The sequence below is a fragment of the Pseudomonas sp. dw_612 genome, from assembly GCF_018449725.1.
In the GTDB taxonomy this organism is placed as follows: Bacteria; Pseudomonadota; Gammaproteobacteria; order Pseudomonadales; family Pseudomonadaceae; genus Aquipseudomonas.
In genome coordinates, this window is the sequence record NZ_JAAVVC010000014.1 from 80533 (window position 1) to 107488 (window position 26956).

Here is a 26956-nt window from a genome sequence, read left to right on the forward strand (position 1 = left end):
ATCAACACAGCCTTATAAAGGCGTCATCACACGAGAAGGCGAAGGGCACGGGCCCTTCGCCTTTTAAGCGTTTACGCGCCGACTACGATCGGCCTTGCCAGAGGCGGGACGACGGCGCTGGTGGGCGCGATGCCGGCTTCGAACTCTGGACGGAAGTATTTGATTGCGCTGCCCAATGGCTCCACGGCGCCCGGTGCGTGAGCACAGAAGGTCTTGCCAGGGCCGAGGAAACCGACCAGACCCAGTAGGGTCTCGATATCGCCGGCTTGCCCTTCACCGTTCTCGATCGCGCGCAAGAGCTTGACGCTCCACGGCAAACCGTCACGGCAAGGGGTGCAGAAACCGCACGACTCGCGGGAGAAGAACTCTTCCATGTTGCGCAGCAGGGACACCATGTTGACGCTGTCGTCGACCGCCATGGCCAGGCCGGTACCCATCCGGGTGCCCACCTTGGCGATGCCGCCGGCGTACATTTGCGCGTCCAGGTGTTCCGGCAACAGGAAACCGGTACCGGCGCCGCCAGGCTGCCAGGCCTTGAGTTTGAAGCCATCGCGCATGCCGCCGGCGTAGTCTTCGAACAACTCGCGACCGGTGATGCCGAACGGCAATTCCCACAGGCCCGGGTTCTTGACCTTGCCGGAGAAGCCCATGAGCTTGGTGCCCATGTCTTCGCTGCCTTCGCGCGCCAACGATTTGTACCAGTCCACGCCGTCGGCGATGATCGCCGGGACGTTGCACAGGGTTTCAACGTTGTTCACGCAGGTCGGCTTGCCCCACACGCCCACGGCGGCAGGGAAGGGCGGCTTGGAGCGTGGGTTGGCGCGGCGACCTTCGAGGGAGTTGATCAGTGCGGTTTCTTCACCGCAGATATAACGCCCGGCACCGGTGTGGACGAACAGCTCGAAATCGAAGCCGCTGCCCAGGATGTTCTTGCCCAGCAGGCCGGCGGCCTTGGCTTCTTCCACGGCACGGTTCAGGTGCTTGGCGGCGGTGGTGTATTCGCCACGCAGGAAGATGTAGCCACGGTAGGTTTTCAGCGCGCGGGCACTGATCAGCATGCCTTCGATCAGCAGATGGGGCAGTTGCTCCATCAGCATGCGGTCTTTCCAGGTGTTCGGCTCCATTTCATCCGCGTTGCACAGCAGGTAGCGGATGTTGATGGATTCGTCTTTCGGCATCAGGCCCCACTTCACGCCCGTGGGGAAGCCTGCACCGCCGCGACCTTTGAGGCCGGCGTCTTTCACGGTCTGGACGATATCGTCCTGAGCCATGTCAGCGAAGGCTTTGCGCGCAGCGGCGTAACCGTTCTTGGCCTGGTACTCGTCGAGCCACACGGCCTCGCCGTCGTCACGCAGGCGCCAGGTCAGCGGGTGAGTCTCGGCCGAACGCTTGATGCGGTTGGCAGGACCGAAGGAAGTCAGGGTCATACGTAGCCCTCGAGCAATTGGGCGACGCCAGCAGGCTGCACGTCACCGAATGTGTCGTCGTCGATCATCAACGCCGGCGCCTTGTCGCAGTTGCCGAGGCAGCAGACCGGCAGCAGGGTGAAACGACCGTCGGCGGTGGTCTGACCCAGGCCGATGCCAAGCTTGCTCTGGATTTCGCTGACCACGGACTCGTGGCCGCCGATGTAGCAGACCATGCTGTCGCAGACGCGAATGATGTGGCGGCCGACCGGTTGACGGAAGATCTGGCTGTAGAACGTCGCCACCCCTTCAACGTCGCTGGCCGGGATGCCGAGGATTTCGCCGATGGCGTACAGAGCGCCGTCAGGCACCCAGCCACGTTCCTTCTGGACGATCTTCAGGGCTTCGATCGACGCCGCGCGCGGGTCTTCGTAGTGATGCAGCTCGTGCTCGATGGCCGAGCGCTCGGTTTCACTCAAGGTGAAACGGTCTGTCTGGATAAGCGTGCTGTTCATGCTTAGCGGTCCACGTCGGCCATAACGAAATCGATACTACCCAGGTACGCGATCAAGTCCGCGACCATGCTGCCTTTGATCACCGAAGGGATCTGCTGCAAGTGCGGGAAGCTTGGGGTACGAATCCGGGTGCGGTAGCTCATGGTGCCGCCATCGCTCGTCAGGTAATAACTGTTGATGCCCTTGGTCGCTTCGATCATCTGGAAGGATTCGTTGGCCGGCATGACCGGGCCCCACGAAACTTGCAGGAAGTGCGTGATCAAGGTCTCGATGTGCTGCAACGTGCGCTCTTTCGGTGGCGGCGTGGTCAGCGGGTGATCCGCCTTGTACGGGCCTTCCGGCATGTTGCGCATGCACTGCTCGATGATCTTCAGGCTCTGGCGCATTTCTTCGACGCGCACGATGCAACGGTCGTAGGCATCGCCATTGGCCGCCAGCGGGACTTCGAATTCGAAGTTCTCATAGCCGGAGTAGGGACGTGCTTTACGCAAGTCGAAGTCGCAACCGGTCGAACGCAGGCCGGCACCGGTGACGCCCCATTCCAGGGCTTCTTTGGTGTTGTAGGCAGCGACGCCGATGGTCCGGCCCTTGAGGATGCTGTTGTCGAGCGCGGCTTTCTGGTATTCGTCCAGACGCTTTGGCATCCACTCGACGAAGTCTTTCACCAGTTTTTCCCAGCCGCGCGGCAGGTCGTGGGCGACGCCACCGATGCGGTACCAGGCCGGGTGCAGACGGAAACCGGTGATGGCTTCGATCACCGTGTACGCCTTCTGACGGTCGGTGAAGGTGAAGAACACCGGGGTCATGGCGCCGACGTCCTGGATGTAGGTACCCAGGAACAGCAGGTGGCTGGTGATCCGGAAGAACTCGGCCATCATGATGCGGATGACGTCGACCTTCTCGGGCACCTTGATGCCGGCCAGCTTCTCGACCGAGAGCACGTACGGCAGGTTGTTCATCACGCCGCCGAGGTAGTCGATACGGTCGGTGTACGGGATGAAGCTGTGCCAGGACTGACGCTCGGCCATCTTCTCGGCACCACGGTGGTGGTAACCGACGTCCGGCACGCAGTCGACGATCTCTTCACCGTCCAGCTGCAGGATGATGCGGAACGCACCGTGCGCGGAAGGGTGGTTAGGACCGAGGTTGAGGAACATGTAGTCCTCGTTCGCCCCGGAACGCTTCATGCCCCAGTCTTCAGGCTTGAAGCGCGCGGCTTCTTCCTCGAGCTGTTGCTTGGCCAGGTTCAGGGTGAACGGGTCGAACTCGGTGGCACGAGCCGGGAAGTCCTTGCGCAGCGGGTGACCTTCCCAGGTCGGCGGCATCATGATGCGGGTCAGGTGCGGGTGACCTTTGAAGTCGATCCCGTACATGTCCCAGACTTCACGCTCGTACCAGTTGGCGTTCGGCCAGATGCTGGTGACGGTCGGCAAGCTGAGGTCGCTCTCGGACAAGGCAACCTTGATCATCACGTCACTATTACGTTCGATCGACATCAAGTGATAGAACACAGTGAAGTCGGCGCCGCTTGGCAGCCCTTGACGCTTGGTGCGCAGACGCTCGTCCACGCCGTGCAGGTCATAGAGCATGACGTACGGCTTGGGCAGGTTGCGCAGGAAGGTCAGGACTTCGACGAGTTTGGCGCGGGCAACCCAAAGCACCGGCATGCCGGTGCGGGTAGGCTGGGCGGTGAATGCCTCGGGGCCAAAACGGTTGTTCAGTTCGACGACCACATCCTGGTCGTCTGCCTTATAAGGCGGGATGTACAGAGCACTGCCTGTAGTCATGGTTATTTATCGCTTTCGGTCAACGTAAAGAATGAAGCCAGTGTCTCGTTCTATAAAAGAAGCAGAGCTGGATCAGACTTCGTCGGGGCTGCGCAGGTTGGTGACTGCGATTCGCTGTTCGCGGCGCTGTTCCTTTTGCGAAGGCATCTCGGCGCGATACACGCCTTGATCACCAACGACCCAGGAAAGCGGACGACGCTCCTGTCCAATCGACTCTTGCAAGAGCATCAAGCCTTGCAGAAAAGCTTCGGGACGGGGCGGGCAGCCAGGCACGTAGACGTCCACGGGCAGGAACTTGTCCACCCCTTGAACGACGGAGTAGATGTCGTACATGCCACCGGAGTTGGCGCACGAACCCATGGAGATAACCCATTTAGGCTCGAGCATTTGCTCGTAGAGACGCTGAATGATCGGCGCCATCTTGATGAAGCAGGTACCGGCGATAACCATGAAATCCGCCTGACGCGGCGATGCCCGGATAACCTCGGCGCCAAAGCGCGCGATGTCGTGGGGCGCCGTGAAGGCGGTGGTCATTTCCACGTAGCAGCACGAAAGACCGAAGTTATACGGCCACAGGGAGTTCTTGCGCCCCCAGTTGATCGTGCCGTTAAGCACGTCTTCGAGCTTGCCCATGAAGATGTTTTTGTGGACTTGATCTTCTAACGGATCGGAAACGGTTTCCCGCTCGCCAATCGGATACTGCTCGTTAGGAGCATCGGGGTCGATCCTGGTGAGATTGTATTGCATTGCCAAAGCCTCATTGTTTCAGCTTCGCCTGCCGCTTGCGACGAGCTTCCGGAGCCCAGTCAAGGGCGCCCACTCGGAACAGGTAGACAAGACCTGCCAACAGAATTGCTATGAAAACGAGAGCTTCGACGAATCCGGTCCAGCCGCTTTCGCGGACGGACACAGACCAGGCAAAGAGAAAGAGGGCTTCGATATCGAAGATCACGAAGAGCATCGCGACCAGATAGAATTTGGCTGAGAGCCGCAAGCGGGCGCCACCTGTAGGTAGCATGCCGGACTCGAACGGTTCGTTTTTGCTGCGGCCCCAGGCTTTTGACCCGAGGAGGCTGGAGACGCCAAGCATGAAGGCACAAAGGCCGACAACGCCCAGAAGGAAAATGGCAAAGCCCCAGTTGTGGGCCATGAGTCCTGTCGCTTCGGGCATGCTGGTAATCCTTAACAGAGAGCAAAGGTCTCTGAGCTTGAAAAGAAACAAAGCAGTGACGATATGTCGCAGCAATCAATCGCGGTGATTTTATGGCACAACACCGTGCAAGTAAAATTCCTATAGCGAAATTATTTATAGGAATAAGGACATAGCACACCTCCAGAGCCCTGTAGCCCATGCGGTGCGGGCATTAGCAGGCTTTTCATCAATATTGTTTTGTAGGAAATGTAACGGACATAGTTGCGTCTAAATGATAATCAATATTGTTTGAGTCGTTTTTTAAACTGTTTAACGGGCAGGTGAGTGGGAAGTTGTCTTATATAGCCGTTACTGCAAGTAGCGGCGACACCCGTTTTAGCGCTTTTTTCTGATCGCGGTAGCGCTCTGGATCAATGTTTTTGCACAGCCTGTCGCCGATCCCTTTGTAGGAGCTGTCGAGTGAAACGAGGCTGCGATCTGTTGACCTTGCTTCTAAAAACACATCAAAAGATCGCAGCCTCGTTTCACTCGACAGCTCCTACAAGGTTACGCGTGAGGGTGAAAATCCAGGCAAAAAAACGCCCCGAACCAGTCGGGGCGTCAGATGTGCGACGTTGCGGTTAGCTTTTTATCGGGTCCGCAGCGGCCGTTTGCTCAGATCAGTGGAACTGTTCTTCTTCAGTCGAACCGGTCAGCGCGGTCACCGAAGACGAGCCACCCTGGATCACGGTGGTCATGTCGTCGAAGTAGCCGGTGCCCACTTCCTGCTGGTGAGCTACGAAGGTGTAACCCTTGGCAGCGTCAGCGAACTCTTGCTCTTGCAGTTTCACGTAGGCAGTCATGTCGTTGCGGGCGTAGTCGTGCGCCAGGTTGAACATGCTGTGCCACATGTTGTGAATGCCGGCCAGGGTGATGAACTGGTGCTTGTAACCCATGGCGGACAGTTCGCGCTGGAACTTGGCGATGGTCGCGTCGTCCAGGTTTTTCTTCCAGTTGAAGGAAGGCGAGCAGTTGTACGACAGCAGTTGGTCCGGGTATTCCTTTTTGATCGCTTCAGCGAAGCGACGAGCCTCGTCCAGATCCGGCTTGGCGGTTTCGCACCAGATCAAGTCGGCGTACGGCGCGTAGGCCAGGCCGCGAGCGATGGCCTGGTCGAGGCCGGCGCGCACTTTGTAGAAGCCTTCCTGGGTGCGTTCGCCAGTCACGAATGGCTGGTCGTACGGGTCGCAATCCGAAGTCAGCAGGTCAGCGGCGTTCGCGTCGGTACGGGCCAGGATGATGGTCGGTGTACCGGCAACGTCGGCAGCCAGGCGAGCAGCGGTCAGCTTCTGTACGGCTTCCTGGGTCGGAACCAGTACCTTGCCGCCCATGTGGCCGCATTTTTTCACGGAAGCCAGTTGGTCTTCGAAGTGAACGCCGGCGGCGCCTGCTTCGATCATGCTTTTCATCAGTTCGTAAGCGTTCAACACGCCGCCGAAACCGGCTTCAGCGTCAGCCACGATTGGCGCGAAGTAGTCGATGTAACCTTCGTCGCCCGGGCCTTTACCGGCTTTCCACTGGATCTGGTCAGCACGACGGAACGAGTTGTTGATGCGCTTGACCACGGTTGGAACCGAGTCCACCGGGTACAGCGATTGGTCCGGGTACATCGATTCGGCGGAGTTGTTGTCCGCAGCCACTTGCCAGCCCGACAGGTAGATCGCCTGGATACCGGCTTTGACTTGTTGTACAGCCTGGCCGCCGGTCAGGGCGCCCATGCAGTTGACGAAATCTTTCTCAGGACGGAAGGACGGGTGGGCACCTTGGGTGACCAGGTTCCACAGCTTCTCGGCGCCCAGTTTTGCAAAGGTGTGCTCAGGTTGAACCGAGCCGCGCAGGCGGACGACGTCAGCAGCGGAGTAAGCGCGTGTCACGCCTTTCCAGCGTGGGTTTTCAGCCCAATCTTTTTCGAGGGCTGCAATTTGCTGTTCGCGTGTCAGTGCCATGGAGATAAACCTCGTCGCATAGGTCTGGGGTGGAAAATTCCTGCTCCTGCCAGTTACGCATTTCAAAAGGGGCGTAAAAGGCTGCTCGCTGACCAGAAGCTTAGGCGGTCAAGACGGATTCGGCGGGGATGGCGACGGGATGAACGATGGGCTCGAGGGGAAGTGAGCAGGTAAGGGCGAACTGGCGAGCGCATTCGGGCGTCGTGGGCCTTGGTACGAACTTCAGTGTGATGCCGGGTTTACCTAATTACGCTTCCGTCCCTCGGGACAACTTCGTTCCAGTCGGCAACCTCGTCAAACACACCTTGTGGGCGGTACAGACACGAATCGGCTTGCGGGGTAGATGCAGGCGGCGACTCGAAGGCCCTTGCCAGGGCCCCTGATTAGCGGGAGCGAGGCCATCATGCCTTTGCTTTTTTGGCTCGTCAAACGTTTTGTAGTGCTTTTTTTAAAGCACTACATCTTTAGTCTAATACGACTCATCAGTCAGTTTTTGGTGCTTTAGTCCAGCGTGTCGACTTTCACCCGCAAGGTCATGTCATCCCGGCCCTGAGTAGAGTAGCTGCGGGTCCCGGCCTGTTTGTCGGCCTGAGTCTGGCGATTCACGCCGGCCAGGGTGATCCACTCGCCCAAGCGACCCGTGACAGTTGTGTCGGTACTTTGCACATTCACTACATCGGGACGTTCCTGGCTCATGCGGTCACGATTGGTACTGATCGCAAGGTGAACGATGTCGCCGGTGACGCTGGCGGTGACATAGAACCCCTGGGTCACGTTGCGATACTCGGTCTGGCTTTGCAGGCGCCCGTAAGTGTCGGTTTGCGTGCTGGTCAGCGGCACGCTCTGGCCGACCTGGATCAGCGCCGGCGTACCTTCACTGGCCTGCACCTGCTGGACGCCGCCGTCACGGCTGTCGGTGCTGCGGTTGATGATGCGGGTCTGGCTGGGCTTGGCGCCGTTCACCGAGTAACCCTGATCGCCCTGGAAGTTGTTTTCGTTGGTGTCGACCGTGATCAGAAGGCGTTTGGCGGCCACGTCGAGTTGGCTGATCAAAGCCTTAAGTTCGTCGATCTTGCGCTGTTCGGCGTTGACGATCAGTTGATTGCCATAGGCGCTGACCTGGCCGTCCTTGCCGATGAAATTCTGCGCCACCGACAGCATGTCGGCGCTGGTGCGATAGTTCAGGGGCACGATCTCGGTGGCGGCCATGACCGAAAAACTGCAGGTCAGCAGCAGCGTGGTGAGCAGGGTGCGTAGGGACATGTCCGTTATCTCCGCTTTCGAAAGGCTTGATATTGCCAGTTTGTCGGCCCGGGGTGGGGCAAGTTGAATCGTAGACAGCAAAACGCCCCGGCATCCGAAGATGGCGGGGCGTTTTGTGGTGTTCTTGCGGGTGTCTTCGCGGGCAAGCCTCGCTCCTACAGTACGCGAATATCCGTAGGAGCGAGGCTTGCCCGCGAAGGCCTCACCTCGGTATCAGGCCGAATGCCGAACCATGTCCACATGCGGAATCCCGGCTTCCAGGAATTCCTCACTGACCAGGCTGAAACCCAGGCGCTCATAGAACGCCGTGGCCTGCACCTGTGCGCTGAGCATCTGTTGCTTCAGCCCACGCTTCTCGGCTTCACCGATCACCGCTTGCATCAGCGCATCGCCGACTTTCAAACCACGCCAGTCCTTGAGCACCGACACCCGGCCGATGTGACCATCGGGCAGCAGGCGGGCGGTGCCAATTGGAAAGTCGCCTTCGAAAGCGAGGAAATGCACCGCTGTCGCGTCATCGGCATCCCATTCCAGTTCAGGTGGAACGGATTGCTCGGCGATGAACACCGTCTCACGAATGCGCCGGATCTCAGCGATATCCTTTTGCCAGTCTGCGACACGAACGTGGATTTTATTCATCAGCAAACCCCAGGCTGCCTTGCTTGACCAGCTCGCACAGCAGGCCGCGGCCGTCTTCGTCGCTCAGCCAGTCACCGAGGTTGTCGGTGTGCAGGGCGTCGGCGGCGCAGATCAACTTCAGCAACTCGCGCAGTTTGCCCGGCAGGTAACGGCTCTGACCGCTGGCGAACAGCAGCAGGTCGTCATCGACTTCGGACCAGGCCATGCGCGCGCTCGGGTTGCGGATCAGCACAGCGCCTTGTTCCAGGCTGGCAATGAAGTCTTCTTCTTCGACTTCTTCCGGGCCGACTACCAGTTCCGGGTAGCGCGGCTCGGTCATGTACTGGCCGAACCAGGTCAGCAGCAGGCGTTCGTCGCTCATGTGCTCGGCCAGCAAGGCTTTCAGGCGATCAAGGGCGTCGTGCTGAATCTGGTGCGGATCGACCGCCGGCAGCGCGTCGGCATCGGTGTAGCGCTCTTCATCGGTCAGGAACTGGCTGAGGAAGTCGGTGAAGTGAGTCAGCACTTCAGAGGCGCTCGGCGCGCGGAAACCGACCGAGTAGGTCATGCAGTCATCCACCGCAACGCCGCAATGGGCCAGGCGCGGCGGCAGGTAGAGCATGTCGCCCGGTTCCAGAACCCACTCATCGGTGGCTTCGAAGTCGGCGAGGATGCGCAGGTCTGCGTGTGGCAGCAGCTTGCTTTCGGAATCGCACATCTGGCCGATTTTCCAGTTGCGCTTGCCGTGGCCTTGCAGCAGGAACACGTCGTAGTTATCGAAGTGCGGACCCACGCTGCCACCCGGGGCGGCGAAGCTGATCATCACGTCGTCGACGCGCCAGCTCGGCAGGAAGCGGAAGTTTTCCAGCAGTTCGCTGACTTCCGGCACGAATTGGTCGACTGCTTGAACCAGCAGGGTCCACTCGGTTTCCGGCAGCTTGCTGAATTCGTCTTCGGCGAACGGGCCGCGGCGCATTTCCCAAGGACGCTCGCCGTGCTCGATCACCAGGCGCGATTCAACTTCTTCTTCAAGCGCCAGGCCGGCCAGTTCGTCGGGATCGATCGGGCTTTCGAAATCAGGGATCGCCTGGCGGATCAGTAGCGGTTTTTTCTGCCAGTAGTCACGCAGGAATTCGCGCGCCGTGATGCCGCCCAGAAGTTGAAGAGGAATATCAGGATTCATGTGTAACCTATTGAAAAAATGCACTTTTCAGACGGGAATAAAAACGCCCGGCGCTGCCGGGCGTCTCAAAAGGGTCAAGCGATCGATCAGATGCGTTTGGCTTGCTCTACAGCGTTGCCGATGTAATTCGCCGGGGTGAGCAGTTTCAGCTCGGCCTTGGCCGCGGCTGGCATGTCCAGGCCGTCGATGAAAGTTTGCAGCGCTTCAGGGCTGATGCCCTTGCCGCGCGTCAACTCTTTCAGCTTCTCGTACGGGTTTTCGATGTTGTAGCGGCGCATCACGGTCTGGATCGGCTCGGCCAGGACTTCCCAGCAAGCATCCAGGTCAGCGGCGATTTTCTGCGCATTGAGCTCCAGTTTGCTGATGCCTTTGAGGCTGGCTTCGTACGCGATCACGCTGTGGGCGAAGCCGACACCGAGGTTGCGCAGGACGGTGGAGTCGGTCAGGTCGCGCTGCCAGCGGGAGATCGGCAGTTTGCTCGCCAGGTGCTGGAACAGTGCGTTGGCGATGCCCAGGTTGCCTTCGGAGTTTTCGAAGTCGATCGGGTTGACCTTGTGTGGCATGGTCGACGAACCGATTTCGCCAGCGATGGTGCGCTGCTTGAAATAACCCAGGGAGATGTAGCCCCAGATGTCGCGGTCGAAGTCGATCAGGATGGTGTTGAAGCGTGCAATCGCGTCGAACAGCTCGGCGATGTAGTCGTGCGGTTCGATCTGCGTGGTGTACGGGTTGAAACCAAGGCCCAGCTCGTCTTCGATGAAGGCGCGGGCGTTTTCTTCCCAGTCGATTTCCGGGTAGGCAGAGAGGTGTGCGTTGTAGTTGCCGACAGCACCGTTGATCTTGCCCAGCAGCGGAACGGCAGCGACTTGAGCGATTTGACGCTCCAGACGGTAAACCACGTTCGCCAGCTCTTTACCCAAAGTGGTCGGCGAAGCCGGTTGGCCGTGAGTGCGCGACAGCATTGGCACTTCGGCGAAACGGATCGCCAGTTCGCGGATGGCGTCGCAGGTCTGGCGCATCAGCGGCAGCATCACGTCATCACGGCCTTCGCGCAGCATCAGGGCGTGGGACAGGTTGTTGATGTCCTCGCTGGTGCAGGCAAAGTGGATGAACTCGCTGACCTTGGCCAGTTCCGGCAGCTTGGCCGCTTGCTCTTTGAGCAGGTATTCGATGGCTTTGACGTCGTGGTTGGTGGTGCGCTCGATCTCTTTGACACGCTCGGCGTGCTCCAGAGCGAAGTTGTCCGCCAGGGTGTTCAGCACCGCGTTGGCTTCGGCGGAGAACGCCGGCACTTCGCTGATGCCTGGGTGAGCGGCCAGGCGCTGGAGCCAGCGCACTTCAACCAGAACGCGAGCACGGATCAGACCGTATTCGCTGAAAATTGGGCGCAGGGCCTGGGTTTTGCCGGCGTAGCGGCCGTCAACAGGGGAAACCGCAGTGAGCGAAGAGAGCTGCATGGGGTGTTCTCGGACAGTCGGGCAACGAAATGGGGCGCGTATCATACATGAAAAAATCCGCCGGTCCGTTGCCAACTGACCAGCGTATTACGCGTTACTGACTACAAAGCGGTGTTGCGGGCGCGGTTCAGCTGCTGCGCATCAGCGGGTAAAGCTCTTTCAGCAACTTGCGACGGCTGATCACCAGTTGCCAGCGATGACCGCCCAACTGCCGCCACAGGCGCGCCGAACGAATCCCGGCCAGCAACAGGGCGCGGATCTTCGAGGCGTTGCTCGGTTGCTGCAGGTTGCGCATGTCGCCGTGGACCTGGATCCGTTGGCGCAACGTACTCAGGGTGTCCTGGTACAGCGCGCCGCAGGCGGCAATCACGTTCTCGTGGGCCGGGCCGAAATGCTCGACCTGGGATTGAATCTGCGGCAGACGTTTGCCGATCACGCCCAGCATGTCGTCGCGCTTGGCCAGTTGCCGCTCAAGGCCAAGCATCGCCAGGGCATAGCGCAGCGGTTCGCGCTGCAAGGTGCTCGGGTCGCGTTCCAGGGCGCCGATCAATGCGCGATAACCTTCGCGCAGATTGATGTCGTCGCCGCCGTAGACTTCCAGGGTGTCCTTGGGGTCGCGGATCAGCAGGCTGCCGAGCATGCAGGTCAGGCCGGCTTCGCTGGTCTGGCCGCTCTTGGCGATCTTGTCCACCAGCACGGCGGCGAGAAACACGCCGCCGAGCGCCGTCAGTTGCTCTTGAGTCGGGCTCATTGTGGCTCGCCTTGAGCAGTGCCTTTGCTGGTCCAGGGTTCGGCGATTTCGATCACACCGCCGCCGAGGCAGATTTCACCGTCATAGAACACCACGGATTGGCCCGGAGTGACCGCTCGTTGCGGGTCATCGAAGGTCGCGCGGTAGCCGGTGGCGGTTTTTTCCAGCGTGCAAGGCTGATCGCTTTGGCGGTAGCGGACTTTGGCCGTCAGCTTGCGCGGCTCGGTCAAATCAATCGGATTGACCCAATAGATGTCCGAGGCAAGCAGGGCGCGGGAGAACAGGTAGGGGTGATCATTGCCCTGGCCAACGATCAGCTCGTTGTGTTCCAGGTCCTTGATCAGCACGTACCACGGCTCGTCACCGGCGTCTTTCAAGCCGCCGATGCCCAGGCCCTGGCGCTGACCGATGGTGTGGTACATCAAGCCGTGGTGACGGCCGATGACTTCGCCTTCGGTGGTCTTGATCTCGCCGGGCTGGGCCGGCAGGTATTGCTTGAGGAAGTCGCTGAAGCGGCGTTCGCCGATAAAGCAGATCCCGGTGGAATCCTTTTTCTTTGCCGTAGCCAGCTCGTGCTTCTCGGCAATCGCGCGAACTTCGGGTTTTTCCAGCTCACCGACGGGAAACAGGGTCTTGGCGATCTGTTCACCGCCGACGGCGTGCAGGAAGTAGCTCTGGTCCTTGTTCGGGTCCAGGCCCTTGAGCAGTTCGGTGCGGCCATCGATGTCGCGGCGGCGTACGTAGTGGCCGGTGGCGATCAGGTCAGCGCCGAGCACCATGGCGTAGTCGAGGAACGCCTTGAACTTGATCTCGCGGTTGCACAGGATGTCCGGGTTCGGCGTGCGACCGGCCTTGTATTCGGCCAGGAAGTGCTCGAACACGTTGTCCCAGTACTCGGCGGCGAAGTTGGCGGTGTGCAGCTTGATACCGATTTTGTCGCACACAGCCTGCGCATCCGCCAGGTCGTCCATGGCGGTGCAGTATTCCGTTCCATCGTCTTCTTCCCAGTTCTTCATGAACAGGCCTTCCACCTCATAACCCTGCTCGATCAGCAGGAGAGCGGAAACGGAAGAGTCCACGCCGCCGGACATGCCGACAATGACGCGCTTCTTTTGTGTGTCAGAAGGGGCTGGATCACGCATAGGGATTCAATGAGTGTCTTGAAAAAGGACGCGATTCTAACAGGCCGAAGCCCGCAAGGCTAAAGAGAAGGGCGGATCAGTTCGAGACCGAAGTGTTTACCGTCCAGATAATCATCGATACAGCGGATGATCAGCTCACTGCGCCAGTTTGCGCGCTGTGCCACGAGTTCGTCACGGCTTAGCCACTTGGCGCCGACGATACCGTCATCCAGTTGATAGTCGGGGTGGTGTTTCAGCGCCTTGGCGATGAAGCAGACCCGTTGATAGGTCACGCCGTTGCTCGGGGCGGTGTAGAGGTAAATCCCCACCACACCGGTCGGCTCGACGTCCCAACCGGTTTCCTCGAGGGTTTCGCGCACGGCGGCTTCGATCAGGGTTTCGTCGGGGTCGAGGTGACCGGCGGGCTGGTTGAGTACCGCTCGTCCGCCCTTGAATTCTTCGACCATCAGGAAGCGGCCGTTGTCTTCGACGATGGTGGCGACGGTGATGTGGGGTAGCCAATCCATGAAGCTTCCTCAAATGTTGAATAGTGAAACACCGAACCCTGTGGGAGCGGGCTTGCTCGCGAAAGCGGTGGGTCAGTCAATAGAAGTGTTGAATGATAAACCGCATTCGCGAGCAAGCCCGCTCCCACATGGGATCTATGGCGAGTCCGGAAACAGAAACCCCGGCACAAGGCCGGGGTTTCTTTGCATCCTTACAACCTTAAACCAACGCAGCAATCGCGGCGTTGAAGGTGTTGCTCGGGCGCATGGCCTTGCTGATAAGCTCGGCATTGGCGTGGTAGTAGCCGCCGATGTCCACTGGCTTGCCCTGAACGGCGTTGAGCTCGGCGACGATGGTCGCTTCGTTCTCGGCCAGGGTTTTTGCCAGTTGGCCAAACTGCGCTTGCAGTGCAGTGTCTTCGCTCTGGGCGGCCAGGGCTTGAGCCCAGTACAGCGCCAGGTAGAAGTGGCTGCCGCGGTTGTCGATGTTGCCGACTTTGCGCGATGGCGACTTGTTGTTGTCCAGGAACTGGCCAGTCGCCTGATCCAGGGTCTTGGCCAAAACCAGTGCCTTAGGGTTGTTGTAAGTCACGCCCAGGTGCTCAAGGGAAGCGGCCAGGGCCAGGAACTCACCCAGGGAATCCCAACGCAGGAAGTTTTCTTCCAGCAGCTGCTGAACGTGCTTCGGAGCCGAACCGCCAGCGCCGGTTTCGAACAGACCACCGCCATTCATCAGCGGCACGATCGACAGCATCTTGGCGCTGGTGCCCAGTTCCATGATCGGGAACAGGTCGGTCAGGTAGTCGCGCAATACGTTGCCGGTCACCGAAATGGTGTCTTTGCCTTCGCGAGTGCGGCCCAGGGTGAACGCCATGGCGTCAACCGGGGACATGATGCGGATGTCCAGGCCGGAAGTGTCGTGATCCTTCAGGTAGGCCTGAACTTTCTCGATCACTACGCCATCGTGGGCGCGCATCGGGTCCAGCCAGAAAATCGCCGGAGTTGCGCTGGCACGGGCACGATTAACGGCCAGTTTGACCCAATCCTGGATCGGCGCGTCTTTGGTCTGGCACATGCGGAAGATGTCGCCGGCTTCAACCGACTGTTCCAGCAGCGTACGACCGGCACTGTCGGAAACCCGAACCACGCCGTTGCTCTTGATCTGGAAAGTCTTGTCGTGGGAACCGTACTCTTCGGCTTTTTTCGCCATCAGGCCAACGTTTGGCACGCTGCCCATGGTGGTCGGATCGAAAGCGCCGTTGACCTTGCAGTCTTCGATCACGGCTTGGTAGATGGTGGCGTAGCAACGATCCGGGATCACGGCCTTGGTGTCGTGCAGTTGGCCGTCGGTACCCCACATCTTGCCGGAGTCACGGATCATGGCTGGCATCGAGGCGTCGACGATGACGTCGCTCGGCACGTGCAGGTTGGTGATGCCTTTGTCGGAGTTGACCATGGCCAACGACGGACGAACGGCGTAGACCGCCTGGATGTCCGCTTCGATCTGCGCTTGCTGCTCGGCCGGCAGGGCCTTGATGCGAGCGTACAGGTCGCCGATGCCGTTGTTCAGGTTGAAGCCGATCTGCGCCAGCACGTCAGCGTGCTTGGTCAGTGCGTCTTTATAGAACTCGGCAACGATCTGGCCGAACATGATCGGGTCGGAGACCTTCATCATGGTGGCTTTCAAGTGAACCGACAGCAGCACGCCTTTGGCTTTGGCGTCTTCGATCTCGGCAGCGATGAAGCTGCGCAGCGCGTTTTTGCTCAGTACGGCGCAATCGAGGATCTCACCGGCTTGCACGGTGGTTTTTTCTTTCAGGACGGTGGTGGTGCCGTCTTGAGCGATCAGTTCGATTTTAACGGCGTCAGCGGCGTCGATCAGGGCAGCTTTTTCGCTGCCGTAGAAATCACCGGTGCTCATGTGCGCGACGTGGGACTTGGAGTCCGCAGCCCAGGCGCCCATTTTGTGCGGGTGCTTGCGCGCATAGTTCTTGACCGACAGCGGAGCACGACGATCAGAGTTGCCTTCGCGCAGAACCGGGTTCACGGCGCTGCCCTTGATCTTGTCGTAACGCGACTTGGCTTCTTTGTCGGCGTCGGTGGTCACGGTTTCCGGGTAGTCCGGCAGGGCGAAGCCCTGGGCTTGCAGCTCTTTGATGGCCGCTTGCAACTGAGGAACCGAGGCACTGATGTTCGGCAGCTTGATGATGTTGGCTTCTGGCGTAACGGCCAGGTCGCCCAGTTCGGCGAGGTGGTCGGCTACGGCTTTGTCACCCAATTGCTCGGGGAAGCTGGCCAGGATGCGCCCTGCAAGAGAGATATCGCGGGTTTCCACGGCGATATCAGCGGAGGCGGTGAAGGCCTCTACGATAGGCAACAGTGAATAGGTGGCGAGGGCCGGGGCTTCGTCGGTGAAGGTATAGATGATCTTCGAGCGGGTGGGCATATTCGGATTAACTCTCTTCTTTGCTAGAGCGTGCGCAGAAAACTCGAGGGGCGCCGGGTAAGCGCGTTCGTTCAAAGTCATCCATGAGCCGAATGTCGAGGTTTCTTCGCGGTGATGTTGGGTGCATCAGTCGAGCGTCAAGCGGGTGGACTGCGGTAACAGCCCGGCTTCAATCTGGCTGAAAGTCTCGTAATAGAGAGCTTGGCCTTTGTGACCCTTCGGTCAGCGGCGGCATTATACATAGGTAGCTGGCAATCTGCCGATGGTTCATATGCAACGATTATCGTCCATTGGTCTAAAGGTCGCAGGGGAACGGGCGGCGTAGAGTCTTGCACCGTGCTTGAGTTTGGCGCTTTTCCCTTTGCTTTCAGGCTTGTAGATCACGAACTGCACAGCTTTGCGGCAGATGGGTGGAACATAGGGTTTGCGCGCCGATTTAACTGGGGTACGCTCGAACGAAGCCAGATGTTCAATCCAAACAATGGAGTTCAGCATGGGATACAAGAAGATTCAGGTTCCAGCAGTCGGCGACAAAATCACCGTCAACGCGGACCATTCTCTCAATGTTCCTAACAACCCGATCATCCCCTTCATTGAAGGCGATGGCATCGGCGTTGATATCAGCCCGGTCATGATCAAGGTTGTCGATGCTGCTGTTAAGAAGGCTTACGGCGGCGAGCGCAAAATTTCCTGGATGGAAGTCTACGCCGGGGAAAAAGCGACTCAGGTTTACGATCAGGACACCTGGCTGCCTCAGGAAACCCTGGACGCAGTCAAGGATTACGTGGTTTCCATCAAGGGCCCTCTGACCACCCCGGTCGGCGGCGGCATCCGTTCGCTGAACGTGGCCTTGCGTCAGCAACTCGACCTTTATGTCTGCCTGCGTCCGGTACGCTGGTTTGAAGGCGTACCGAGCCCGGTCAAGAAGCCAGGCGACGTTGACATGACGATCTTCCGCGAGAACTCGGAAGACATCTACGCTGGTATCGAGTGGAAGGCCGGTTCGCCGGAAGCGACCAAAGTCATCAAGTTCCTCAAAGATGAAATGGGCGTCACCAAGATCCGTTTCGACGAAAACTGCGGTATCGGCATCAAGCCGGTTTCGCTGCAAGGCACCAAGCGTCTGGCGCGCAAGGCCCTGCAATATGTGGTCGACAACGATCGCGATTCGCTGACCATCGTGCACAAAGGCAACATCATGAAGTTCACCGAAGGTGCCTTCAAGGAATGGGCCTACGAAGTGGCGGCTGAAGAGTTCGGCGCGACCCTGCTCGACGGCGGTCCGTGGATGCAGTTCAAGAATCCGAAAACCGGCAAGAACGTCATCGTCAAGGACGCCATCGCTGACGCCATGCTCCAGCAGATCCTGCTGCGCCCGGCCGAATACGATGTGATCGCGACCCTGAACCTGAACGGCGACTACCTCTCCGACGCCCTGGCGGCTGAAGTGGGCGGTATCGGTATTGCGCCGGGTGCCAACCTGTCCGACACCATCGCCATGTTCGAAGCGACCCACGGTACCGCGCCGAAGTACGCCGGCAAGGACCAGGTCAACCCGGGTTCGTTGATTCTCTCCGCCGAAATGATGCTGCGGCACATGGGCTGGACCGAAGCGGCCGACCTGATCATCAAGGGCACCAACGGCGCGATTTCGGCCAAGACCGTGACCTATGACTTCCACCGTTTGATGGAGGGCGCGAAGCTGCTGTCTTCTTCAGCGTTTGGTGATGCGCTGATCTCGCATATGTAAGCGAGCCGGCACAAAAAAACCGCCTTCGGGCGGTTTTTTATGACTGGATGATCGGTTGCGTCAGTTCGATACCTTTTCATGATGGTCGCGATGAGCAGCGGGCGTGGCGTGTTCATGGTCGACATGCGCAGCCGTAATCTTCACGGCGTGCAGGCCTTTGGGGCCTTGGACGATCTCGAAGTTGACGGCTTGCCCGGCCTTGAGGGTCTTGTATCCGTCCATCTCGATGGCCGAATAGTGGGCAAAGAAGTCGATATCTTTACCGTCCTCGTCCTTGCCTTCCCGGGCGTCGGTATTTATGAAACCGAACCCCTTGGCATTGTTGAACCACTTGACCTTGCCGACTGCCATGCTCATATCCCTCTGCAACAGACTCCATCACTGGAGTATCATCCAGTACATCCGCAGTCTAATCTCATAAATAAGATTGACTCCGCGGACCTTTTTTACCCACTGTGGGCTCTATTGGTTGTAACACCGTTTTCCCGATAGTCAAGGTGACCGGGCAGTCGGAGTTGAAATCGTCGATAGCCGCCCCCACCACTGTATTTGCACAACTGACGAACCTTTCTTTCCATGCATGCAATCAGCCAGATTCGACTAACATTCAATCAGGATCGCCCGACTCTCCAAAAAGATCATCCGGAGGAACACGACGACGATTCCGCAGGCATTGCTGTTCAGGAGGCTAAGCCTGCTTTACAGGCGCCGCCGATGTACAAGGTGGTTTTGTTTAATGATGACTACACACCGATGGATTTCGTCGTCGAAGTGCTCGAGGTGTTTTTTAACCTGAATCGCGAGCTGGCGACCAAGGTCATGCTGGCCGTCCACACAGAAGGACGGGCAGTATGTGGAGTGTTTACCCGCGACATCGCCGAGACGAAGGCCATGCAGGTCAACCAGTACGCCAGGGAAAGCCAGCATCCGCTACTCTGTGAAATCGAGAAGGACGGTTAATCGCCGACCACTTGGGTATGAGGTGAAGCTATGTTAAACCGCGAGCTCGAAGTCACCCTCAATTTAGCCTTCAAGGAGGCTCGTTCGAAACGTCATGAATTCATGACCGTCGAACATCTCCTGTTGGCCCTATTGGACAATGAGGCTGCCGCCACCGTTTTGCGTGCCTGCGGCGCAAACCTCGACAAACTCAAGCATGACCTGCAGGAGTTCATCGACTCCACCACGCCGTTGATCCCCGTCCATGACGAGGATCGCGAGACCCAACCCACTCTGGGCTTCCAGCGTGTTCTGCAGCGTGCTGTCTTTCACGTACAGAGCTCGGGCAAACGCGAAGTGACTGGCGCCAACGTGCTGGTCGCAATCTTCAGTGAGCAAGAAAGCCAGGCAGTGTTCCTGCTGAAACAGCAGAGCGTTGCACGCATTGATGTCGTCAACTACATCGCCCATGGCATTTCCAAAGTGCCGGGGCACGGCGATCACTCTGAAGGTGAGCAAGATATGCAGGACGACGAGGGCGGTGAGTCTTCTTCTTCAGGCAATCCTCTGGATGCTTATGCCAGCAACCTCAACGAACTCGCGCGCCAGGGTCGTATCGACCCGCTGGTAGGCCGTGAGATGGAAGTCGAGCGTGTCGCGCAGATCCTGGCGCGTCGTCGCAAGAACAATCCACTGCTGGTGGGCGAAGCAGGCGTGGGTAAAACCGCGATTGCCGAAGGCCTGGCCAAACGCATTGTCGACAACCAAGTGCCGGACCTGTTGGCTAACAGCGTGGTGTATTCCCTTGACCTCGGCGCCTTGCTGGCCGGGACCAAATACCGCGGTGATTTCGAGAAACGCTTCAAGGCGTTGCTCAATGAACTGAAAAAACGTCCGCAGGCGATTCTGTTCATCGACGAAATCCACACCATCATTGGTGCGGGTGCCGCATCCGGTGGCGTCATGGATGCCTCGAACCTGCTCAAGCCGTTGCTGTCGTCCGGCGATATCCGCTGCATCGGTTCGACCACGTTCCAGGAATTCCGCGGGATCTTCGAGAAGGACCGTGCCTTGGCACGCCGCTTCCAGAAGGTCGATGTGTCCGAGCCTTCGGTCGAAGACACCATCAGCATTCTGCGCGGCCTGAAAGGGCGTTTCGAAACCCATCACGGCATCGAATACAGCGATGAAGCCCTGCGTGCGGCGGCTGAGCTGGCCTCGCGCTACATCAATGACCGGCACATGCCGGACAAGGCCATCGACGTCATCGACGAGGCGGGTGCCTACCAGCGCCTGCAACCGATCGAGAAGCGCGTGAAACGCATTGAAGTGCCTCAGGTCGAGGACATCGTTGCCAAAATCGCGCGGATTCCGCCCAAGCATGTCACCAGCTCCGACAAAGAGCTGCTGCGTAACCTTGAGCGTGACCTGAAGCTGACCGTATTTGGCCAGGATGCCGCAATCGACTCGTTGTCGACCGCGATCAAACTGTCCCGTGCCGGCCTCAAGTCGCCTGACAAGCCTGTTGGTTCGTTCCTGTTCGCCGGTCCTACCGGTGTCGGTAAAACCGAAGCGGCGCGTCAGTTGGCCAAGGCGTTGGGCATCGAGCTGGTTCGCTTCGACATGTCCGAGTACATGGAGCGCCACACCGTATCGCGTCTGATCGGTGCACCTCCAGGCTATGTCGGGTTCGATCAGGGCGGTCTGCTGACCGAAGCCATCACCAAGCAGCCTCACTGCGTGCTGTTGCTCGATGAAATCGAGAAGGCGCATCCGGAAGTCTTCAACCTGCTGCTGCAGGTCATGGACCACGGTACGCTCACCGATAACAACGGGCGCAAGGCGGATTTCCGTAACGTGATCGTCATCATGACGACCAACGCCGGCGCCGAAACCGCAGCCCGCGCTTCGATCGGTTTCACCCATCAGGACCACTCGTCCGATGCGATGGAAGTGATCAAGAAGAGCTTCACGCCAGAGTTCCGCAACCGTCTGGACACCATTATCCAGTTTGGTCGCCTCAGTCATGAGGTCATCAAAAGTGTGGTGGACAAGTTCCTTACCGAGCTTCAAGCGCAGTTGGAAGACAAGCGCGTGCAGCTGGAAGTGACCGACGCTGCGCGCAGCTGGCTGGCGGCGGGTGGCTACGACTCGGCCATGGGTGCTCGACCAATGGCACGTTTGATCCAGGACAAGATCAAGCGTCCACTGGCCGAAGAGATCCTCTTTGGCGAACTGGCCGACCATGGCGGTGTAGTTCACATCGACCTCAAGGACGGCGAGCTGACCTTCGAGTTCGAAACCACGGCAGAAATGGCCTGACGTTAACCGAAACAAAGCAAAAGGCGCCGAAAGGCGCCTTTTTGCTGTCTGCCAGATGAACACCAATCACCCGTAGGAGCTGCCGAAGGCTGCGATCTTTTGATCTTGATCCTGGCCGGCCAAAGCTAAATCAAAAGATCGCAGCCTTCGGCAGCTCCTACGCAGGCAGATTGTGGTGATTGCCAAATCCCGCGCACACAAAAACGCCCGGCATAACCGGGCGTTTTGTATTGACTTGATTAGCGAGCGCGGTAAGTAATGCGCCCTTTGCTCAAGTCATAGGGCGTCAGCTCGACGCGCACTTTGTCACCGGTAAGAATACGAATGTAGTTCTTGCGCATCTTGCCGGAAATATGCGCGGTTACGACGTGCCCATTTTCCAACTCCACACGAAACATGGTGTTGGGCAGGGTGTCGACGACAGTGCCTTCCATTTCGAAGCTGTCTTCTTTCGACATGCAGTAAAGCCCTCGGTATCCAATGAATGGCCCGGTGCAACTGCGCCAGGCAAAAGCGGCGTGCATTGTGCCCGAAAAATGGGGTTTACGCCAAGGGGTTTACGGATTGCCTTAGTTCAGGACGACCCAGCGCTGATTAATCAGCAGTTCGATAGGGCGATACTGGGTCTTGTAGTTCATCTTTTTGCAGTTCTTGATCCAATAGCCGAGATAAACCGCCTCCAGTCCCAGCCGCTGGGCTTCGGCGATTTGCCAGAGGATGGCGTAGCGTCCGAGGCTTCGATGGTCTTCGGCGGGCTCGTAGAAGGTGTAAACCGCCGACAGGCCGTTGGGCAGCAAATCAGTCACGGCCACCGCTACCAGCCGTCCGTCGAGACGAAACTCGTAGAACCGGGAAAACGGCAGATCGCGCACCAGAAACGTCGAAAACTGATCGCGGCTAGGCGGGAACATGTCGCCGTCGGCGTGACGCTGTTCGATATAGCGTTGATAAAGATCGAAATACTCTTCGCTGAACTTGGGCCTCGCCGGGCGCACCTGCAAGTCGGCGTTGCGCTTGAAAATGCGTTTTTGCTGACGGTTGGGCGCAAATTGAGCCACGGGAATGCGCGCCGGTACGCAGGCATTGCAATTCTGGCAATGAGGCCGGTAGAGATGATCGCCACTGCGACGAAAGCCCATTTCCGACAGATCTGCGTAGACATGCACATCCATGGGCTGACTAGGGTCGAGAAACAGGGTCGTGGCCTGCTCCTCGGGCAGATAACTGCAAGAGTGGGGCTGAGTGGCATAGAACTTCAAACGCGCCAACTCGGTCATGATCAACCCTCGGGAATAAGCTTTTCAGTTAAGTGTAAGCCACGCGCGCAAAAGTCGCTCAGCAAACCCAGGTTGCGCGGCTGGGTTGATCCAGGTGTCGCGCCAGGTAACCGGCAAATTCATTGCGCGGTATTGCTCGGGCGCCGAGGCTGTGCAAATGGTCGGTGGGCATCTGGCAGTCGATCAGCACAAAGCCTGAGTCTTTCAGATGACGTACCAGTGTGGCAAAACCATATTTGGAGGCGTTATCGGCACGGCTGAACATCGACTCGCCAAAAAACAGCTGCCCCATGGCCAGGCCGTACAGGCCGCCGATCAGCTCGCCCTGGTCCCAGACCTCCACCGAATGGGCATAGCCGCGCCGGTGCAGTTCCAGATAGGCGTCCCGCATGGCGTCGGTGATCCAGGTGCCATCGGCGTAGTCCCGCGGTGCGGCGCAGGCGCTGATGACCGCGGCAAAATCCTGATCGAAGGTCACTTGGTAGCGTTGCTGGCGCAGCAATTTGTTCAGGCTGCGCGATACGTGCAGTTCGTCGGGAAACAAAACCGTGCGCGGATCCGGCGACCACCAGAGAATCGGCTGGCCTTCGGAAAACCAGGGGAAGCAGCCGTGGCGATAAGCCTGGACCAGCCGATCGGCGGACAGATCGCCGCCCGCCGCCAACAGCCCGTTGGGGTCGCGCATGGCTTTTTCCAGGGGCGGAAAAGTCAGGGTGTTGCGTTGTAACCAAGTCAGCATGGTATCCGGGCTTGCAGTAGGGGAGGGCGGTGGCGGACAGCGGTGCCCGCCGTGAAGTGACGCGTCAAACGGTCGGAATATCGTCGAGGTATTTCTCGGCGTCCAGCGCGGCCATGCAACCGGCCCCGGCGGAGGTCACGGCCTGGCGGTAAACGTGATCGGCCACGTCGCCGGCGGCGAACACGCCCGGGATCTCGGTGGCGGTGGCATCGCCTTCATTGCCGCCCGTGATCAGCAGGTAGCCGTCACGCATCGACAGCTGGCCTTGGAACAGGTCGGTGTTGGGCTTGTGACCAATGGCGATGAACACCCCGGCCAGCGGCAATTCGCTGGTTTCACCGGTATGGCTGTCGCGCAGGCGGGCGCCGGTCACGCCGCTGGCGTCGCCCAGCACTTCGTCGAGGTTCTGGTTCCAGTGCAGGCGGATATTGCCGTTGGCGGCTTTTTCGAACAGCTTGTCCTGAAGAATCTTCTCCGAACGCAGTTTGTCGCGTCGGTGCACCAGATGGACTTCTTTGGCGATATTCGACAAGTACAGCGCTTCTTCAACCGCCGTGTTGCCGCCACCGACCACGGCGACCACCTGATTGCGGTAGAAGAAGCCGTCGCACGTCGCGCAGGCCGACACCCCTTTGCCGGCGAAGGCTTCTTCCGAGGGCAGGCCCAGGTATTGCGCCGAGGCGCCGGTGGCGATAATCAGCGCGTCGCAGGTGTAGGTGCCGCTGTCGCCGATGAGTTCGAAAGGGTGCTGCTGCAACTTGGCGGTGTGGATGTGGTCGTAAACGATCTCTGTGTCAAAGCGCTCGGCGTGTTTTTGCATGCGTTCCATCAGCACCGGGCCAGTGAGGCCTTCGACGTCGCCCGGCCAGTTGTCGACTTCGACGGTGGTGGTGAGCTGGCCACCTGCCTGTATACCGGTAATGACCACGGGTTTGAGGTTGGCGCGGGCGGCATAAACGGCGGCGCTGTAACCGGCAGGGCCGGAACCCAGAATGATCAGGCGTGAATGCTTAGCTTCGCTCATAAAAACACCTCATAAGCCTTTGTCACAAAAGAGAATGCGTGCTCAAATTGAACCGTGTGTCATGTGCTTTTGGCTATGCTACACCGAAGGGCCGCAAGCATGGCATCGGGCGAACAAACCCGTACAATGCCTGCTTGTAACAGCGCTTGTAATAAAAAAGCAGTGCCTGCCCTGTTTTGAAACACCGGGGTGCAGTGTTAAAAGTAGTCCCAGTTGCACCTGTTAACTTTTTTACCTGCCTGGATTGGGCAGTTTTTATAGTCATTCAACAGATGGACGCGCCATAGGCGCAGGAAAAGAAGCGTTTTGAAGAAATCCACCGCAGCACCTAAACCAGCCGTTGTTCCGCTCTGGCGCCAGCATTTGCACTACCGACTCAAGGAAGGTGCATTGATCGCCATCGGCGCCCTGTGCCTGTTCCTGATGATGGCTTTGTTGACCTACGGCAAGGACGATCCAGGCTGGAGCCACAACAGCAAGATCGATGATGTGCAGAACTTCGGCGGTCCGGTCGGCTCCTACAGCGCCGATATCCTGTTCATGGTGCTGGGTTACTTCGCCTACATATTCCCGCTGTTGCTGGCGGTCAAAATCTACCAGATCTTCCGTCAACGCCATGAACCGTGGCAGTGGAGCGGCTGGCTGTTCTCCTGGCGCCTGATCGGCCTGGTGTTCCTGGTACTGTCGGGCGCGGCCCTGGCGCACATCCATTTCCATGCGGCGACCGGTCTGCCGGCCGGCGCAGGCGGCGCGTTGGGCGAAAGCCTCGGCGACCTGGCCCGCAACGCCCTGAACATCCAGGGCAGCACGCTGTTGTTCATTGCCCTGTTCCTGTTCGGCCTGACGGTGTTCACCGACCTGTCGTGGTTCAAGGTGATGGATGTCACCGGCAAGATCACCCTCGACCTGTTCGAACTGTTCCAGGGCGCGGCCAATCGCTGGTGGGCGGCTCGTGTCGAACGCAAACAACTGGTCGCCCAGTTGCGTGAAGTCGACGACCGTGTGCACGACGTGGTGGCTCCGACCGTGACCGACAAGCGCGAGCAAGCCAAGGTCAAGGAACGCCTGATCGAACGCGAACAGGCCCTGAGCAAGCACATGTCGGACCGCGAGAAGCAGGTGCCGCCAGTGATTGCGCCAGCGCCGTCCAAACCGGCCGCGCCGAGCAAGCGTGTGGAAAAAGAGAAACAGGCGCCGTTGTTCGTCGACAGCGCCGTGGAAGGCACCTTGCCGCCGATCTCGATTCTCGATCCCGCGGAAAAGAAACAACTCAATTACTCGCCCGAATCCCTGGCTGCGGTTGGCCACTTGCTGGAAATCAAGCTCAAGGAATTCGGCGTCGAAGTCACCGTGGATTCGATTCACCCCGGCCCGGTCATTACCCGTTACGAAATCCAGCCGGCCGCAGGCGTCAAGGTCAGCCGCATCTCCAACCTGGCGAAAGACCTGGCGCGTTCCCTGGCCGTGACCAGTGTGCGGGTGGTGGAAGTGATTCCGGGCAAGACCACTGTCGGTATCGAGATTCCTAACGAAGACCGGCAGATCGTGCGCTTCTCCGAAGTGCTGTCCTCGCCGGAATACGACAACTTCAAATCGCCGGTCACCCTGGCCCTGGGTCACGACATCGGCGGCAAGCCAGTCATCACCGACCTGGCGAAAATGCCCCACTTGCTGGTGGCCGGTACCACCGGTTCCGGTAAGTCGGTGGGTGTGAACGCGATGATCCTGTCGATCCTGTTCAAGTCCGGCCCGGAAGACGCCAAGCTGATCATGATCGACCCGAAAATGCTTGAGCTGTCGATCTACGAAGGCATTCCGCACTTGCTGTGCCCGGTGGTCACCGACATGAAGGACGCGGCCAACGCGCTGCGCTGGAGCGTGGCGGAGATGGAGCGTCGCTACAAACTGATGGCGAAGATGGGCGTGCGTAACCTGTCCGGCTTCAACCAGAAGGTCAAGGACGCGGAGGAGGCCGGCACGCCGCTGTCCGACCCGCTGTACAAGCGCGAGAGCATTCACGACGAAGCGCCATTGCTGCACAAGTTGCCGACCATCGTTGTGGTCGTCGACGAATTCGCCGACATGATGATGATCGTCGGCAAGAAGGTTGAAGAACTGATCGCCCGTATCGCCCAGAAGGCCCGTGCCGCTGGTATCCACTTGATCCTCGCGACCCAGCGTCCGTCGGTTGACGTGATCACCGGTCTGATCAAGGCCAACATTCCGACGCGCATGGCGTTCCAGGTATCGAGCAAGATCGACTCACGGACCATCATCGACCAGGGCGGCGCCGAACAACTGCTGGGCCACGGTGACATGCTCTACATGCCGCCGGGCACCAGCCTGCCGATCCGGGTTCACGGCGCGTTCGTGTCCGATGACGAGGTTCACCGGGTGGTTGAAGCCTGGAAACTGCGTGGCGCACCGGAATACAACGACGAGATTCTGGCCGGTGTCGAAGAGCCGGGTAGCGGATTTGAAGGCGGCAGCGGCGGTGACGAAGACAGCGAATCCGACGCGCTCTACGACGAAGCCGTGCAGTTCGTGCTGGAAAGCCGTCGGGCTTCCATCTCGGCGGTCCAGCGTAAGCTGAAAATCGGCTACAACCGCGCCGCGCGCATGATCGAAGCCATGGAAATGGCCGGGGTCGTGACGTCCATGAACACCAACGGTTCGCGCGAAGTCCTGGCCCCGGGCCCGGTGCGCGACTGATT

The 26956-nt window shown here is 59.0% G+C and carries 23 protein-coding genes; 4 read left to right on the forward strand and 19 right to left on the reverse strand.

Annotated features, from left to right (window positions below; translation table 11 throughout):
- Positions 1 to 71: 71 nt before the first annotated feature.
- The 14 genes from nuoF to HB680_RS20810 all read right to left on the reverse strand — a co-directional run bounded on the left by nuoF (position 72) and on the right by HB680_RS20810 (position 16191).
- A complete protein-coding gene (gene nuoF, locus HB680_RS20745) occupies positions 72 to 1427 on the reverse strand; it encodes an NADH-quinone oxidoreductase subunit NuoF (RefSeq protein ID WP_213940370.1) in 1356 nt (451 codons plus the stop codon).
- A complete protein-coding gene (gene nuoE, locus HB680_RS20750; protein ID WP_054053673.1) occupies positions 1424 to 1921 on the reverse strand; it encodes an NADH-quinone oxidoreductase subunit NuoE in 498 nt (165 codons plus the stop codon). The genes nuoF and nuoE overlap by 4 nt, the downstream gene beginning before the upstream one ends.
- 2 nt (positions 1922 to 1923) lie before the next feature.
- Positions 1924 to 3708, reverse strand: a complete 1785-nt coding sequence (gene nuoC / locus HB680_RS20755) for an NADH-quinone oxidoreductase subunit C/D (protein WP_054053672.1) — start codon at positions 3706 to 3708, stop codon at positions 1924 to 1926.
- Positions 3709 to 3780: 72 nt separating this feature from the next.
- Entirely contained in the window at positions 3781 to 4455 is a 675-nt protein-coding gene (locus HB680_RS20760; protein WP_008146035.1) for an NADH-quinone oxidoreductase subunit B, read from the reverse strand.
- Positions 4456 to 4465: 10 nt separating this feature from the next.
- On the reverse strand, positions 4466 to 4879 hold the full coding sequence (locus tag HB680_RS20765; protein WP_003223812.1) for an NADH-quinone oxidoreductase subunit A: 414 nt from the start codon (positions 4877 to 4879) through the stop codon (positions 4466 to 4468).
- A gap of 641 nt (positions 4880 to 5520) precedes the next feature.
- Complete coding sequence (gene aceA, locus HB680_RS20770) at positions 5521 to 6846, reverse strand: isocitrate lyase (RefSeq protein WP_123403070.1); 1326 nt, start codon at positions 6844 to 6846, stop codon at positions 5521 to 5523.
- Between the two features lie 501 nt (positions 6847 to 7347).
- On the reverse strand, positions 7348 to 8109 hold the full coding sequence (locus HB680_RS20775; protein WP_213940371.1) for a secretin N-terminal domain-containing protein: 762 nt from the start codon (positions 8107 to 8109) through the stop codon (positions 7348 to 7350).
- Between the two features lie 213 nt (positions 8110 to 8322).
- Positions 8323 to 8748 carry a GNAT family N-acetyltransferase gene (locus HB680_RS20780; protein WP_054053668.1) on the reverse strand — a complete coding sequence of 142 codons (426 nt, stop codon included), beginning with the start codon at positions 8746 to 8748 and terminating at the stop codon, positions 8323 to 8325.
- Positions 8741 to 9910, reverse strand: coding sequence for a cupin domain-containing protein (locus tag HB680_RS20785; protein ID WP_102615576.1), 1170 nt, complete (start codon positions 9908 to 9910; stop codon positions 8741 to 8743). The genes HB680_RS20780 and HB680_RS20785 overlap by 8 nt, the downstream gene beginning before the upstream one ends.
- An 86-nt stretch (positions 9911 to 9996) precedes the next feature.
- Positions 9997 to 11367, reverse strand: coding sequence for an adenylosuccinate lyase (gene purB / locus HB680_RS20790; protein ID WP_213940372.1), 1371 nt, complete (start codon positions 11365 to 11367; stop codon positions 9997 to 9999).
- A 127-nt stretch (positions 11368 to 11494) separates the two neighbouring features.
- Complete coding sequence (gene hflD, locus HB680_RS20795; protein ID WP_054053662.1) at positions 11495 to 12118, reverse strand: high frequency lysogenization protein HflD; 624 nt, start codon at positions 12116 to 12118, stop codon at positions 11495 to 11497.
- A complete protein-coding gene (gene mnmA / locus HB680_RS20800) occupies positions 12115 to 13260 on the reverse strand; it encodes a tRNA 2-thiouridine(34) synthase MnmA (protein WP_213940373.1) in 1146 nt (381 codons plus the stop codon). The genes hflD and mnmA overlap by 4 nt, the downstream gene beginning before the upstream one ends.
- 59 nt (positions 13261 to 13319) lie before the next feature.
- Entirely contained in the window at positions 13320 to 13766 is a 447-nt protein-coding gene (locus tag HB680_RS20805) for an NUDIX hydrolase (RefSeq protein WP_213940374.1), read from the reverse strand.
- A 199-nt stretch (positions 13767 to 13965) separates the two neighbouring features.
- Positions 13966 to 16191 (reverse strand): NADP-dependent isocitrate dehydrogenase, encoded by a 2226-nt coding sequence (locus HB680_RS20810; protein ID WP_213940375.1) that lies wholly within the window; start codon positions 16189 to 16191, stop codon positions 13966 to 13968.
- A gap of 493 nt (positions 16192 to 16684) precedes the next feature.
- Between HB680_RS20810 and icd the strand changes: the two genes are divergently transcribed.
- Positions 16685 to 17941, forward strand: coding sequence for an NADP-dependent isocitrate dehydrogenase (gene icd, locus HB680_RS20815; RefSeq protein ID WP_010458895.1), 1257 nt, complete (start codon positions 16685 to 16687; stop codon positions 17939 to 17941).
- 60 nt (positions 17942 to 18001) lie between these two features.
- Here icd and HB680_RS20820 read toward each other — a convergent pair whose 3' ends face one another.
- Positions 18002 to 18292: a cold shock domain-containing protein gene (locus HB680_RS20820; RefSeq protein WP_213940376.1), complete on the reverse strand. Its 291-nt coding sequence runs from the start codon at positions 18290 to 18292 to the stop codon at positions 18002 to 18004.
- 225 nt (positions 18293 to 18517) lie between these two features.
- On the opposite strand from HB680_RS20820, the gene clpS reads away from it, so the two are divergent.
- Both clpS and clpA read left to right on the forward strand, forming a co-directional pair.
- On the forward strand, positions 18518 to 18901 hold the full coding sequence (clpS, locus tag HB680_RS20825) for an ATP-dependent Clp protease adapter ClpS (protein WP_034146919.1): 384 nt from the start codon (positions 18518 to 18520) through the stop codon (positions 18899 to 18901).
- A 30-nt stretch (positions 18902 to 18931) separates the two neighbouring features.
- Positions 18932 to 21202, forward strand: coding sequence for an ATP-dependent Clp protease ATP-binding subunit ClpA (gene clpA, locus HB680_RS20830; RefSeq protein WP_054053653.1), 2271 nt, complete (start codon positions 18932 to 18934; stop codon positions 21200 to 21202).
- A 239-nt stretch (positions 21203 to 21441) separates the two neighbouring features.
- Here the strand turns inward: clpA and infA are convergent, their stop codons facing one another.
- The 4 genes from infA to trxB form a co-directional block, all read right to left on the reverse strand.
- Complete coding sequence (infA, locus tag HB680_RS20835; protein ID WP_002553999.1) at positions 21442 to 21660, reverse strand: translation initiation factor IF-1; 219 nt, start codon at positions 21658 to 21660, stop codon at positions 21442 to 21444.
- A 111-nt stretch (positions 21661 to 21771) separates the two neighbouring features.
- A complete protein-coding gene (locus tag HB680_RS20840) occupies positions 21772 to 22479 on the reverse strand; it encodes an arginyltransferase (protein WP_213940377.1) in 708 nt (235 codons plus the stop codon).
- A 58-nt stretch (positions 22480 to 22537) separates the two neighbouring features.
- Positions 22538 to 23218 carry a leucyl/phenylalanyl-tRNA--protein transferase gene (gene aat / locus HB680_RS20845; RefSeq protein WP_213940378.1) on the reverse strand — a complete coding sequence of 227 codons (681 nt, stop codon included), beginning with the start codon at positions 23216 to 23218 and terminating at the stop codon, positions 22538 to 22540.
- Positions 23219 to 23282: 64 nt separating this feature from the next.
- A complete protein-coding gene (gene trxB / locus HB680_RS20850; protein ID WP_213940379.1) occupies positions 23283 to 24242 on the reverse strand; it encodes a thioredoxin-disulfide reductase in 960 nt (319 codons plus the stop codon).
- A 306-nt stretch (positions 24243 to 24548) separates the two neighbouring features.
- Between trxB and ftsK the strand changes: the two genes are divergently transcribed.
- Complete coding sequence (ftsK, locus tag HB680_RS20855; RefSeq protein WP_082356759.1) at positions 24549 to 26954, forward strand: DNA translocase FtsK; 2406 nt, start codon at positions 24549 to 24551, stop codon at positions 26952 to 26954.
- Positions 26955 to 26956: the final 2 nt, after the last annotated feature.